General features: G+C 62.5%; 13 protein-coding genes. 6 read left to right on the top strand and 7 right to left on the bottom strand.

Annotated features, from left to right (window positions below):
• Positions 1–27 precede the first annotated feature (27 nt).
• On the bottom strand, positions 28–1380 hold the full coding sequence (gene pmbA, locus CBW66_RS20440; protein WP_086137173.1) for a metalloprotease PmbA: 1353 nt from the start codon (positions 1378–1380) through the stop codon (positions 28–30).
• 92 nt (positions 1381–1472) lie between these two features.
• Between pmbA and yjgA the strand changes: the two genes are divergently transcribed.
• The 3 genes from yjgA to CBW66_RS20425 all read left to right on the top strand — a co-directional run bounded on the left by yjgA (position 1473) and on the right by CBW66_RS20425 (position 3459).
• On the top strand, positions 1473–2072 hold the full coding sequence (gene yjgA, locus CBW66_RS20435) for a ribosome biogenesis factor YjgA (protein ID WP_086137174.1): 600 nt from the start codon (positions 1473–1475) through the stop codon (positions 2070–2072).
• 89 nt (positions 2073–2161) lie between these two features.
• Complete coding sequence (gene mog, locus CBW66_RS20430; protein ID WP_086137175.1) at positions 2162–2794, top strand: molybdopterin adenylyltransferase; 633 nt, start codon at positions 2162–2164, stop codon at positions 2792–2794.
• The gene (locus tag CBW66_RS20425; protein WP_086137176.1) at positions 2791–3459 is read left to right on the top strand and encodes an alpha/beta hydrolase; all 669 of its coding nucleotides are present in this window, start codon (positions 2791–2793) and stop codon (positions 3457–3459) included. Before mog ends, CBW66_RS20425 begins: the two co-directional genes overlap by 4 nt.
• A 56-nt stretch (positions 3460–3515) precedes the next feature.
• Here CBW66_RS20425 and CBW66_RS20420 read toward each other — a convergent pair whose 3' ends face one another.
• The 5 genes from CBW66_RS20420 to CBW66_RS20400 all read right to left on the bottom strand — a co-directional run bounded on the left by CBW66_RS20420 (position 3516) and on the right by CBW66_RS20400 (position 9252).
• On the bottom strand, positions 3516–5075 hold the full coding sequence (locus CBW66_RS20420) for a S1C family serine protease (RefSeq protein ID WP_230492092.1): 1560 nt from the start codon (positions 5073–5075) through the stop codon (positions 3516–3518).
• Positions 5076–5170: 95 nt separating this feature from the next.
• Positions 5171–5737 carry a carboxymuconolactone decarboxylase family protein gene (locus CBW66_RS20415; protein ID WP_086137178.1) on the bottom strand — a complete coding sequence of 189 codons (567 nt, stop codon included), beginning with the start codon at positions 5735–5737 and terminating at the stop codon, positions 5171–5173.
• Positions 5737–6585 carry a fumarylacetoacetate hydrolase family protein gene (locus CBW66_RS20410; RefSeq protein WP_086137179.1) on the bottom strand — a complete coding sequence of 283 codons (849 nt, stop codon included), beginning with the start codon at positions 6583–6585 and terminating at the stop codon, positions 5737–5739. Before CBW66_RS20410 ends, CBW66_RS20415 begins: the two co-directional genes overlap by 1 nt.
• A complete protein-coding gene (locus tag CBW66_RS20405) occupies positions 6530–7879 on the bottom strand; it encodes a nitrate/nitrite transporter (RefSeq protein WP_170932836.1) in 1350 nt (449 codons plus the stop codon). The genes CBW66_RS20410 and CBW66_RS20405 overlap by 56 nt, the downstream gene beginning before the upstream one ends.
• A gap of 2 nt (positions 7880–7881) precedes the next feature.
• Complete coding sequence (locus CBW66_RS20400; RefSeq protein WP_170932837.1) at positions 7882–9252, bottom strand: KamA family radical SAM protein; 1371 nt, start codon at positions 9250–9252, stop codon at positions 7882–7884.
• A 282-nt stretch (positions 9253–9534) separates the two neighbouring features.
• Between CBW66_RS20400 and CBW66_RS20395 the strand changes: the two genes are divergently transcribed.
• Positions 9535–9993, top strand: a complete 459-nt coding sequence (locus tag CBW66_RS20395; RefSeq protein WP_086137181.1) for a cache domain-containing protein — start codon at positions 9535–9537, stop codon at positions 9991–9993.
• Between the two features lie 68 nt (positions 9994–10061).
• Positions 10062–11759, top strand: a complete 1698-nt coding sequence (locus tag CBW66_RS20390; protein ID WP_086137182.1) for a methyl-accepting chemotaxis protein — start codon at positions 10062–10064, stop codon at positions 11757–11759.
• On the opposite strand, the gene CBW66_RS20385 is transcribed toward CBW66_RS20390, so the two are convergent.
• Positions 11756–12346, bottom strand: coding sequence for a DNA-3-methyladenine glycosylase (locus CBW66_RS20385; RefSeq protein WP_086137183.1), 591 nt, complete (start codon positions 12344–12346; stop codon positions 11756–11758). The genes CBW66_RS20390 and CBW66_RS20385 overlap by 4 nt on opposite strands.
• Before the next feature lie 290 nt (positions 12347–12636).
• Between CBW66_RS20385 and CBW66_RS20380 the strand changes: the two genes are divergently transcribed.
• Positions 12637–13503 carry an HDOD domain-containing protein gene (locus tag CBW66_RS20380; RefSeq protein ID WP_070224224.1) on the top strand — a complete coding sequence of 289 codons (867 nt, stop codon included), beginning with the start codon at positions 12637–12639 and terminating at the stop codon, positions 13501–13503.
• Positions 13504–13580 lie beyond the last annotated feature (77 nt).

The raw sequence follows: 13580 nt of genomic DNA, 5'->3' as shown, positions 1-13580 counted from the left end.
GCGTTGCCGCGGCGAGCCACCAAGCGTTCAGCCGCCCGCCACCACCATGCTCTCGATGAGGATGGAACCCGTCTCTTTGGTGCCGCGGCGCAGCACGTCGGCGCCCACGGCGACGATGTTGCGCAGCATGTCCTTCATGTTGCCGGCGATGGTGATTTCTTCCACCGGATACTGGATCACGCCGTTTTCCACCCAGAAACCGGAGGCGCCGCGCGAATAGTCGCCCGTCACGTAATTGGTTCCTTGTCCCATCAGTTCCGTCACCAGCAAGCCCGTGCCCAGCTTTTTCAGCATGGCAACAAAATCATCGTTGGCGGCCGTCAGGTTCGAGGTCAGGTACAGATTGTGCGAACCGCCCGCGTTGCCCGTCGTCTGCATGCCCAGCTTGCGGGCCGTATAGGTCGACAGGAAATAGCCTTGCACCACGCCATCCTTGACGACGTCGCGGCTGACAGTCTTGACGCCCTCTTCGTCGAACGGCGCGGAACCGACGCCGCCGATCACGTGCGGATCTTCAAATATCTGCACGTGCGACGGCAGCACTTGCGTGCCCAGGGAATCGTTCAGGAAGGTGGATTTGCGGTACAGGGCGCCACCCGAGGTCGCTTGCACATAGGTACCGAGCAAACCGGCCGCCAGCGGCGCCTCGAACAGCACGGGACAGGTGCGCGTGCCCAGCTTGCGCGCGTTCAGGCGCGACAGCGCGCGCTCGGCGGCATAGCGGCCGATGGCTTCCGGGCTCGACATCTTGGCGGCGTCGCGCACGGACGAATACCAGTCGTCGCGCTGCATCTTCGCGCCCTTGCCGGCGATGGGTGCCACGGACAGCGTATGGCGCGAAAACGGGTAGCCACCGATGAAGCCGCGCGAATTGGCGGACACAAAGTGCGATTGCTGCACGTGCACGCTGGCGCCCTCGCTGTTCGTGATGCGCGGATCGACGGCAAACGCGGCCGCCTCGGCGCGCTGGGCCAGTGCGACGGCTTCCTCGGTCGAAATGCGCCAGGGATAGAACAGTTGCAAATCGCGGGGGGACATTTCCAGCATGTCGGCGTCGGCCAGGCCCGCGCAATCGTCTTCGGCCGTGAAGCGGGCGATGTTGTAGGCGGCATCGACCGTGGCGCGCAGGGCCGACGGCGAAAAGTCGGAAGTGCTGGCATTGCCGCGTTTCTTGCCGACAAACACGGTCACGCCCATGCCCTTGTCCTTGTTTTGCTCGATCGTCTCGATCTTGCCTTTTCGTACAGAAACGGACAGGCCGCCGCCTTCGCTGACTTCGACGGCAGCGTCGGTGCCGCCCGCTTCCCGCGCAAAAGACAACACATCACGGGCCAGTTGCTGCAATTGCTCTTGACTATGGGTAAATACGGAGTCGTTCATGCGCTGTTTTCTTCGGAAAGCCGCTAAAAAGGTTATCATAGCAGTCGTTTACAGTTTACAGGTGCGGCCTACGCGGCCAATCCCGCCTTATCATGCCAAATCCAAACCGGGGAGCTTGCGGCTTCCAATCCACCGAATTCGAACAGGAATATGAACGTCCGTCGAAGTCGGAACTCAAGCGCCAGATGACCGTCCTGCAAAAGCTGGGCGAAGAACTCGTCAATGAAGCACGCGACCGCGTCAAGCGCGTCCCGATGCCGGAAGACGTGCGCGACGCCATTCTCGAATGCCAGAACATCAAGGATCACGAAGGCCGCCGCCGCCAGCTGCAATACGTGGGCAAGAAGATGCGTACCCTGGATGAAGAAGAAGTTGCCGCCATCCAACGCACCATCGATAGCTGGAAAGGCTTGTCGAAAGCCGACACGGCCAATATGCACGCGATGGAACGCCGCCGCGACAAGCTGTTGACGGACGACAAGGCATTGACCGTCTTGCTGTCGGAAAACCCGGAACTGGACGTGCAGCACCTGCGCACCCTGATCCGCAATGCCCGCAAGGAGCAAGCCGAGAACAAGCCGCCGAAAGCCTACCGCGAAATCTTCCAGATCTTGAAAGAGATCGCCAAGAAGAACAACAGCGGCAAGAAAGATGCCGATGAAGATGGCGCAGAAGCGGAAGACGACGAGTAATTCGCCGTCCGAAACATAAGGATGGACAAAAAACCGGGACAATCCCGGTTTTATTGTTTTTATGCCACTCCAGACTTTATAGGTGACCGATGTCCACCACTCTCGAAGACGAATTGATTATCGGCCTCGTGTCGATCTCCGACCGCGCCAGCGGCGGCGTGTATGAAGACCTGGGCATCCCCGCCCTGGAAAGCTGGCTCTCCGCCGCCATCCGCACGCCGTTCCGCCTGGAAAAACGCCTGATCCCGGACGAGCGCTCGCAAATTGAAAACACCCTGATCGACATGGTCGACCTCAACCACTGCCATCTGATCCTGACGACGGGCGGCACGGGTCCGGCGCGGCGCGACGTGACGCCGGACGCCACGCTCAGCGTGGGCACCAAGGAAATGCCCGGTTTCGGCGAACAGATGCGCCAGATCAGCCTGCAATTCGTGCCGACGGCCATCCTGTCGCGCCAGGTGGCCGTGATCCGCGAGACGCCCGAGCGCGCTTGCCTGATCATGAACTTGCCGGGCCAGCCGAAAGCCATCAAGGAAACGCTGGAAGGCTTGAAAGACGCCGACGGCGTGCAACTGGTGAACGGCATCTTTGCCGCCGTGCCATATTGCATCGACCTGATCAAAGGTCCCTATATGGAAACCGACCCGGCCATCTGCAAGGCCTTCCGTCCCAAATCGGCGCTGCGTCCGGCGCAACCACTACCAGAGGAAAATACATGAGCACCTTGCTGGAAACCATAGAACTCGACAGTGCACCGAACCCCACCGTCTCCATCATCTGGATGCACGGCCTGGGCGCCGACGGCAACGACTTCGTGCCCCTGGTCAAGGAACTCGACCTGCGCGGCTGCCCCGCCATCCGCTTCATTTTCCCCAGCGCCGGCACCATGCCCGTCACCATCAACAACGGCTATGTGATGCGCGCCTGGTACGACATCCTCGTGAACGACCTCGTGCGCCGCGAAGATGAGGGCGGCCTGCGCGCCTCGCAGGCACAGATCGAAGCGCTGATCGCGCGCGAAAAGGCGCGCGGCATCCCTGCCAGCCGCATCATCCTGGCCGGCTTCTCGCAAGGCTGCGCCATGACCCTGCAAACGGGCTTGCGCCACGCGGAACCGCTGGCCGGCCTGATGTGTTTGTCCGGCTATCTGCCGCTGGCCGACAAGACGGCGGCCGAGCGCACGCCAGCGAGCCTGCAGACGCCGATCTTCATGGCACACGGCACGGCCGACCCCGTGGTGCCGATCGGCCGCGCGCAGCAGTCGCGCGACTTGCTCACCGGCATGGGCTACAAGGTGGAATGGCACGAATACATGATGCAGCACTCGCTGTGCCAGGAAGAGATCGACGCCATTGGCGCGTGGCTGAAAAAAGTGCTGGCATAAAATAAGACAGGCGCGGTATGCGCCGCGCCTGTGGTCATACGGAACGCCGGGAACGCTCAGTTCGCCGGCGTTTTTGCATTCCAGATCTTCAGCATGTCGGGCGACGCTTCCGAACGGATGCCATTGTCCGTCAACACCGATTCCGTCGCCGCCAGCATGTCCTTGCGGGGCACGACGAGCATTTCCGCATCGCGCTGCTGGAAGCGGAAGGTCAGCAACTCATCGGTCTGGTCGCGCAGCAAGGCCACCAGGTGCGCCAGGCTGCGCACGCGCACGCCATTGACGGAATCGACGACCGAGAAGAAACGCGTGCTGTAGCCGTTCATCAGCTTGTGCGGGAAGAACGGCGCGGCGATCACCACCAGTTCCTCGCGCTCGGCATCGGGCGCGTCGCCGCGCCGCGTCATCAGCGGATTGCCGGCAAAACTCATACCCAACAGCGTCGCCGGATTGCTGTTCGGCGCCGCCATGAATTCCGTGGTGGCGCGCGAAAACACCATCGGGCCGAAGATGAAATAGGATGGGTAGTTGCCCTGCAAGCTGGCAATGAGCATCGGGTGCGCGGCCGAGACAGGCACCTTGATTTTCAGGGGCGCGCCCTGGCGCACCACCGTCAACGGCAATTCGCCGTCTTTCGCCAGCTGCTGCACCCGGTACTGAAAGCGCACGCGGCTGTTGGCATTCAGCTTGACCATGCCCTGGTTATCGATGGGAAAATCGCCGATATGCGTGATGACATCCCACTCCTTGAGCGGGTAGGCCGCATCCTTGCTGGCCGGCGTCATCACGACGGCGCCCTCGACGCCCTTGGCCAGTTTCAAATACGTGCGCAACGCGGGATTTTCCAGGGTTTGCGTGACGTCGCGCATGACCGGCTTGCCCTTGGGCGCACCACTTTCCTGGTCGCGCAGGAACAGCTCGATTTCCTCGTTGGGGATGATGTAGCCGATGTTTTGCGCATTGAGCATGCCGGCAAAGGCCAGGCCGATCATCTTGTCGCCGGCAATCACGGGGCCGCCGCTATTGCCCGGATTGATGGCCGCATCGATCTGGATGCGCAGGCCGGAAACAGGGAAGTTATAGCGCACGAACTCGATGCGCGAGACGATGCCCTTGGTGATCGACAGCGAGGTGCCGCCCGTCGGATAGCCGTAGGCCAGCACGGCATCGCGCACGTCCGGCAAGACGCTCGCGCGCGGCACCGCCTTATGGCTGGCGAAAAAGCTGTCGTCGTCGATCTTCAGCAAGGCCAGGTCCATGCCGCGCGAAATGGCCAGCACGGTCGCCGGTATCTTGTCGCCCGCGCCATTGGCCTGGATCTGCACCTGGCTGGCATAGCCGACCACGTGCGCATTGGTGAGGATGCGGCGGCCCTCGATGACGACGCCGGAACCCGTCACCTCTTGCGGCGCGGCCTTGCTCCAGGGTTTATACGGGTCCGGCCCGCGCAAGGTGGAAAACACCTTGACGACGGAATTTTCCAGCGCGGAAGCGCTGGCGCCAGCCGTAGCGGCGGTCTCGGCGGCCAGCGCGCGCAGCGACATCAAGGGGGAAAAAGAAAGGGCCAGCGCCAGGAAGGCGCGGCCCATCAGGGTGAAGCACGGACGAGTTTTCATTGAGCTAATTGGCAATGGAAGGGAAGCAAAATTATATATTGAATAATTGCAACTTCATTACACTTTGTCCATCTTTGCCCGAAGAACTCCTCTAATCAGGCGGGCATGGGCGGCACGCCCAAGGCCGGCACCGCCGTCTGCGCGCCATTCATCACCATGGCCAGGAAGGTGTAATAGCCATTGATGCCCATCAAGTCGACCACGCCGTGCTCGCCAAACAGCGCCAGCGCCTGCGCATACGTGGCATCGCTGACGCGCTTGTTCTGCTGCAGCTCGATACAAAAGTCGTGCACGGCTTGCTCATCTTCCTTCAGGGCCGGCGGCGCGCGGCGTGCGGCGATGGCGTCCACGGCTGCTTGCGCGATGCCGTTCTGCACGGCCAGCGGCGCGTGGATGGCCCACTCGACTTGCTGGTCCCACTGGCGCGCCGTCACCAGGATCGCCAGCTCCGACAGCCGCGTGCCGATGGCGCTGCGGTAGCGCAAATACTCGCCCATGCGCTGCGCCGTTTCCATCAGCTCGGGGCTGCGGATCAGCGGCACGAAGGGGCCGTACAGGGCACCGCGCGGACCATCGATGATGGCTTGCGCGGCGGCGCGCTGCTGCGGGTCGAGCCGGTCCAGCGGCAGCGCGGGCAAGCGGTCGATATCGCTACCGGCCATCAGGCAGTCCAGGCGACGACGTCCTGCTGCTGCTCGCCCAGGCCGGCGATGCCCAGGCGCAGGCTGTCGCCTTTTTTGAGGAAGCGCTGCGGCTTGCGGCCCTGGCCTACGCCCGGCGGCGTGCCAGTGGCGATGATGTCGCCCGGTTCCAGGGTCATGAATTGCGAGAGGTAGCTGACGATCTGCGCCACCGTGAAGATCATGGTTTGCGTATTGCCAGTCTGCATGCGCTTGCCGTTGACTTCCAGGTACAGGTCCAGGTCTTGCTCGTCGATAACTTCATCGCGCGTCACCAGCCACGGGCCGACGGGGCCGAAGGTGTCGCAGCCCTTGCCTTTATCCCACTGGCCGCCCCGCTCCAGCTGGAACGCGCGCTCGGAAATATCGTTGACGACGCAATAGCCGGCCACGTATTTCAGGGCATCCTCTTCGCTCACGTACTGCGCGCGCGTGCCGATGACGACGCCCAGCTCCACTTCCCAGTCCGTCTTTTTCGAGCCTTTCGGCAGCACGACATTGTCGTCCGGGCCGTTCAGGCAAGTGATCGCCTTCATGAAGACGATAGGTTCGGCCGGGATCGGCATGCCCGATTCGGCCGCGTGATCCGCGTAGTTCAGGCCGATGCCGATGAACTTGCCAACTTTCGCCAGCGGCACGCCGAAACGTGGGTTGCCGCGCACCAGGGGCAAGGTCTTTTCGTCGAGCTTGGCCAGCTTGCGCAAGGCCTTGTCGGACAGTTGTGCGCCGTCAATATCGGCAATCACGCCGGACAGGTCGCGCAGTTTGCCTTCTTCATCGATCAGGCCCGGTTTTTCCTTGCCTGGACGTCCATAACGAACGAGTTTCATAGTCTTCCTTGGAGTTGATCATTGCCGCTGTGCAGGCTGCCATTTTACCGGATGGCCCGGCACGCCTGTAGCGGTTGATGAAAAACATCGCAAGTCCCGGCAGTTGCAAGGCCGCCAGCACGCCAAACGCCGCCTGGTACGCCTGCGGCGGGTACTGCTGCTGGCTGTTCAGGGGCCAGCAGCCGAGGATCAGGCCAAAGCCCGCCTGCACCAGGAAGGCGCCCGTGAAAATAAGCAAATTCAAACAGGTGGCCGCCCTGCCCGTCAGGCTGGCGGGCATGCTTTGCGCGACGATCGCATAGTCGAGGCCCGTCACCGTGCCCAGCAAGGTAAACAGCACGGACAGCAACGGCAGGCTGGGCACCACATTGCACGCCATCGCCACTTGCACGCAAACAAACAGGACGATGCCGGCGGCCGCCACTTGCATAGGGGCAATGCCGCGCCGCCCAGCCCATTCCGTCAGCATGCCCATGCCGATGGCGCCGAAGATGACGGCCGCCATGCCGAGGTACAGCAAATACGCCACGCTGTCATCGGACAAGCCGCCCACGTCGGCCAGCCAGCGCCCCACCCACAATCCCTGCACGCCAAAGAACACCGTGTGCGGCAACAGGATCAGTGCGATGGTACGGCGAAAGCCGGGATCGCGGTACACGCTCCAGACGCCGACCTTGCTCACCTTGTTCATGCCTGCGGCAGGCGCGGGCATGGCCGGCGACAGCAAGCGGATCAGCAAGCCGACGGCCAGCGCCGCCAGCGCCAGGCCCAGGAAGACGCCGCGCCAATCCGTGTAGTGCAGGGCCAGCTTGACGGGCATGGTGGCCGTGGCCGCGCCCAGGCCGCCCACGGCGATCAGATAGCCATGCACGGAAGGCAGGCGCGACGGCGCGATGGCGCACGAGATCGCTTTCACGGCAGCCATGAAACAGCCGCCCAGCCCCGCCCCCATCAGGGCGCGCGCCCACACAAGATCGGCAAAGCTGTGGCCCCGGCTGAACAGCCACACGCCCAGGGCCGCCAGCGCCAGCAGCCACAGTTGCACCGTGCGGGGGCCGTAGCGGTCCAGCGCCATGCCGACTGGTAATTGCACCAGCGCAAAAGCGAGAAAAAAGGCGCTGGTCAGCAGGCCCAGCTGCGCTGGCGTCAGCGCAATGGCGCCCAGCAATTCCGCCGTCAGCACGGCATTGACGCCGCGCAGCAGGCACGACAGGTAATGCCCGAGCGCGAATGGCAGGAACACCAGGCAAAACACGGCCACGCCGGAGCGGGCGGGCGCACCGGCCGCGTGCATGCTCAGGCAGCCTGTGCCAGGCGGATGATTTTATGCGGCAGCTGCGGCACAGGTTCATCCGTCTCGAAGAAGAATTTATCGTGGCCGAACGCGGGTTTCAAATCGTCCATCCACGTCGCTTCCGCGTCGAATTTCGCAAAGAACGGCCGGCGCACCCAGTCCGGGTTGCGTGCCTGCAAGAATTGCAGGACAAATAGTTTTTCCCCATTAATAGTGACGATGCCGTCGATGACGATCTTGCCGGGAAAGGCGCTCATGGACGGCCCCCGCACCGTGCGCGACAGACCCGACACCATCTGGTAGGCGGCCTGGAAAATTTCGTGCGCCTTCGCCAGCGGCAACTCGAAATAGCCGCGCGGACCCGTGTCCCGCTCCACAAACATGTAATACGGAATCGCCCCCAGGCGCGTCCCCGTCTGCCACAGCTCGGCCCAGCTCGCCGGGTCTTCGTTGATGTGGCGGATCAGCGGCCCCTGCATACGCAAGGTGGCCCCCGTGGACACGATGCGTTTGACGGCTTGCTGCGCGATATCCTGGCGCAACTCGACGGCATGACTGTAATGGCCCATCACGGCCAGGTTCTTGCCCGCCTTCACGATGCGCTCGAACAGGCGCAGCAAATCATCCGCATCGCGGTCCGAGACAAAGCGCTGCGGCCAATACGCCACCGCCTTGGTGCCGATGCGGATGTTCTGGATGTGTTCCAGGCCCGGCGCCAGCAACGGCTCCAGGTAGGCCGCCAGTTGCCGCGTGTTCATGATCATCGGGTCGCCGCCCGTGATCAGCACATCCGTCACTTCCGGATGCAGTTTCAGGTAGGCGGCCAGCTCGTTCGACTCGCGCGCATCGAACTTCATGTCGTCCATGCCGACGAACTGGGGCCAGCGAAAACAGAAAGTGCAATACGCATGGCAGGTCTGGCCCGCGCTGGGAAAAAACAGCACCGTCTGCGCATATTTATGCTGCAGGCCGCGCACGGGCGCATCGTTGACCCGCGGCACGTTATGCGTCATCTGGCCGGCCGGATGGGGATTCATGCCCAGGCGCAAGCTGTGCACATAGGCATCGATGGCGGCCTTGTCCTTATCCCGCGGCACCAGCACCAGGTCGCGCAGATGCGCGTACTGCTCGGGCGGCAGCATGTCGCGGTGGGGGAAGACGAGGCGGTAGATGGGGTCGTCAGGGATGTTGTTCCAGTCGATCAAGTGATCAAGCACATATGCATTGGTGCGAAATGGCAAGACATGCGAGACCACTTGCACGGCTTCGCGCTGCTCTTCCGGCAGCCATTTCCACTGCCGCGCCTGTTGAATGGTTTGCCGCGTGTACGGCTTGAACTTGGGTGTAAACGGCTCGGTAATGAGTGCGGACACGATCAGCTCCTTGCCTGTAAATGGCGATAACTTTCATGGAAATCGGCCGTATATCGGCCAATTCCAGTTTTCCCCGCTCCATGCCAGTCCAGCTCGGCATGCTGCGAAAGTCATCATAATTCTTGCCTATAGGAACCAAATTGCTACATATCAACAAGCGGTCGATACGTTGCATGCTGCCTACAAGCAACACCTAAGTTTGTTCCACCGCAATTTGATGGGACTGTCGGCGACGTAAATTACGGCTTGGCAACACATCCCCCGATATCACAAGGAGCTTTCATGAAACGCTTATTCACGGGTAGCCTGCTGTTCCTGGCATTTGCCGGCGGCAGCGTCAGTGCCGCGGTCGAACCAACGGAAAAAGACGCCATCGCCATGGCCGAACGGGGCGCCGCCTTCATGAAGGCGCATGGCAAGGAAGAAATGATGAAGAAAATCACGGCGAAAGACCCGGACTTCGTGCAGGGATCGCTGTATGTGGACATGCGCGACATCAAGACGGGCATCGTGCTGGCCCACCCGATCAATCCTTCCATCGTGGGCAAGGATTTGACGGATGTGCCGGATGCAAATGGCAAGAAATATCGGCGTGAAATCATCGAGCTGGCGCAGAAACAGGGCAAGGGCTGGGTCGATTACCAGTACAAGAATCCCACCAGCGGCAAGATCGAGCCGAAGACCACGTACATCCTGCGCGTCAACGATGTGGTGCTGGAAGCGGGCATCTACAAAAAATAAGGCAGGGGCGGCGCGCATGCACGCCGCGCGCCGCCTGCGGTTTGAACAGCCATCGCCGGGAGTCAAGCATGCTCAATCAATTACGCATCGGACCAAAATTATTGCTGGCACCCACCCTGGTCTTGCTGTTGCTGATACTCAGCTCGACCGGTGCCTGGTATGGCATGGTGCGGCAAAATGCCTCGCTGGAAAACATGGTGCGGGTGCGCATTACGCATTTGAAGGCGGCCGCGGACGTACTAGGCGAGGCCAAGCACGTACATGGCAATATGTACCAGTTGCTGTCGTGGACGAATGGGAGCTTCGCCAAGGCCCGCCTCGACGCGCTGGAGCAACAGATCAAGGCGCGCCACGCGGCCATCGGCGCCCAGCTGGGCACGCTGCGTTCCACGGCCACGGGCGCCGAGCGCACACTGGTCGATGCGGCCATCACGGCCCTGGCCGGCTATCGCAAGGCGGTGCTGGAAACCATGGAAATGGCGCAGATGGACCAGTCGATCGCCACCAACTCCATGCTCAAGGCGGAAACCCAATTCGTCCAGTTCAATACGCAGCTGGCGCAACTGTCTGCCCTGGAAACAACGCTCAGCAGCCAGGCCCACGCGACGGCCAGCGCCGAGTTCCGCAGCCTGGGCTGGAGCTTGCTGCTGACGGTCCTGCTGTCCATCCTCGTCTCCATCGTGGTGACCATGCTGGTGCGCCGTGCCATGCTGGTGGAAATCCGCGGCATTGCCGACGCCGTGCAAGACCTGGCGGCGGGCAAGCTGATGGCCGGCGCCTCCAAGCCGGGCAATGATGAAATCGCCGCCACGTCGCGCGTGCTGGACCAGACCATCGCCCACCTGAACCAGACCTTGCGCACCATCATGGGCGCCGTGCAATCGATCGACACGGCCTCGCGCGAAATTGCCACCGGCAACCTGGACCTGTCGGCGCGCACGGAAATGCAGGCCAGTTCGCTGGAAGAAACATCGAGCGCCATGGAAACCTTGACGGCAGCCGTCAACCACAATGCGGACAATGCCCAGCTGGCTTGCGAGCTGGCGGGACAAGCGTCGACCCTGGCCGTGCAAGGGGGAGCATCGATGCAGCAAGCGGTGGCGACGATGGCGACGATACGCGCCAATTCGCGCCAGATCGTGGATATTATCGGCGTGATCGATGGTATTTCCTTCCAGACCAATATCCTCGCGCTGAATGCGGCGGTGGAGGCGGCGCGCGCGGGCGAACAAGGCCGGGGCTTTGCCGTCGTGGCGTCGGAAGTGCGCACCCTGGCGCAGCGCTCGGCGCAGGCGGCCAAGGAAATCAAGACCCTGATCGCCACCTCCGTCACCACCATCGATGGCGGCAGCGTGGCCGTGCAGCAGGCGGGCGACAGCATGGGCGCCATCGTGGCCTCGGTGCAGCAAGTCAACGAGATCATCCAGCGCGTGAAAGAGGCCAGCGCCGAGCAGGCGTCGGGCATCACGGAAGTGAACCAGGCCGTCGCGCAAATGGATGACGTCACGCAGCAAAATGCGGCCCTGGTGGAGCAGGCAGCGGCAGCGGCGGCCAGTTTGCAGGACCAGGCCGTCAAACTGTCGGCGGCGGTCAGCGTCTTTACCCTGGATCCAGCCGCGCCGGCCACGCCCGCCGGCCTGGACGACGACGCCTTTCAAGACCCCGCCAGGACGCCGGCCCAGGACCGGCGCGCACTGCATAGTCCGCTGCGCGGCATGGCCGGCATGCGTAAGGCCAAGGATGCGCCCCGGCGCCGGCGCGGCTAGCGAGCTGACGCAATGACAGGTGCGCGCATCGGCTTGCTCAGGTAACGCGAGCCTGCCAGCACGAAACGCCACGGCGTCTCCATCGCCCTGGAAATGCCGATACGCGGCCCCGCCTGTACGGCAAGCTCGTCCTCGCGGGCAAGCAGCATGAACGGCGGCGCATCGAGCGCCAGCCGGTTCTGCAGATGGCTCACACCGAGCGCCTGGCACACCTTGCCCGGCCCCGAACACAGCAGCCGGACATCCTCGACGCCGCGCCGTTCGCGCATGGTATCGAGTCCCGCCAGCGGTTCGATGGCGCGGATCAGCACGCCCGCGCCATGGCCCGCTTCGCGGCACACAAAGTTCAAGCACCAGTGAATGCCGTACGAGCGGTAGACATAGGCGTGCGCGGGCGGGCCGAACATGGCCGCATTGCGCGGCGTCATGCCGCCATACGTGTGCGAGGCCGGGTCCAGCCGGTCATATGCTTCCGTTTCCACGATGCGCCCGCCCACGCCGTCCACCAGCACGGTCACGCCGATCAGCTGGCGCGCCACGCTGCTGGAATCGTCCGCAAAATCGATACCCGCGAGGATTTTTTTCATCCAGCAATTGTATCGCCGCACTGTTCGCCGCACGCCTCACTCCCGCCTTAAAAACAAATAAAACTTAATTTTTTCATCATGGATTCCTGAGTGAACAGTGTCATGACATGACGGAAATGGCAACGGGAGCAGGCCAAAACAGGGATTTTTGCGACAATATATTGCAGATGTGAACTATTGCTGCCCATAAACAGCGATAATCGTCGGGCACTGCGCCAGACGCTCATGAAGCGGGCAGCGGCAGCGCGCACAGAATAAGCACCGGGCACAAAAATGATGATGAAAGCGTGATGATGAGAGCGGCAGCGCAAAAGCAGGTAGTGCAGGAAGATCCGGTTGACGCCCTGATGCGTTCCATCCGTATCCCGCCGCGTCCCAGCCTGCTGGTCGACTTGCAGCGCGAACTGGCCGAACAAGACCCGTCGCCGCGCCGCATCGCGCGCATCATCGCCGACGACGTCGGCATGTCGGGCGCCCTGCTGAAACTGGCGAATTCGCCGTTCTATGGCGCCGCGCGCAAGGCCAAGTCCGTCGAGCAAGGCATCAACTTTCTCGGCATCAACCAGTGCAGCGCCATGATGACGGGCTTGCTGGCGCGCCAGGCGCTGGAAGCGGAAGGCGTGGAACTGACCCACTTCTGGGACGTGTCGGCCAAGCGCGCGCGCGCGCTGGTATTTACCTCGCGCAAGCTGCGCATCGCCCCGCCCGACATCGCCCACACCTTCGGCCTGTTCTGCGATATCGGCGTGCCCCTCTTGATGAACCGCTTCCCCGACTATGTCAACACGTACGCGGCGGCGGCCAACGATGCACATAATTGCTTTACAGCACTGGAAGACGCGCGCCACCAGACCAACCACGCGGCCATCGGCTGCTTGCTGGCACGCAACTGGGGCCTGTCCTCCGATGTCTCGTGGGCGATTTTGCACCACCACGACTACACGGTGCTGGCGGACCCGTCCACGGACGACGCCATCCGCTCGCTCGTCGCCCTGTCGCTGCTGGCCGAAAAGGGCATTCAGCGCTACCATGGCAACAGTACCTCGCTCGAGTGGGACAAGGGCGGCGAACTTGCCTGCCAGCATCTTGGCCTGTCGCAGGAAGAAGCCGCCGACCTGCTCGACGAACTGCACGAGATGTTCGATACCGACCATTGAGGTATCAGGCGGTAGCGTCCGCCTGTATGATCCGTCCCGGCGCCCGGCAAAGCCCTGGCGCCCGTTTCCGTTTGCCT

Source organism: Janthinobacterium sp. GW456P (genome assembly GCF_002127655.1).
Taxonomy (GTDB): Bacteria; Pseudomonadota; Gammaproteobacteria; order Burkholderiales; family Burkholderiaceae_D; genus Janthinobacterium.
The sequence above is the reverse complement of the archived record's forward strand: the minus strand, read 5'-3'. Positions and strand labels throughout refer to the sequence as shown.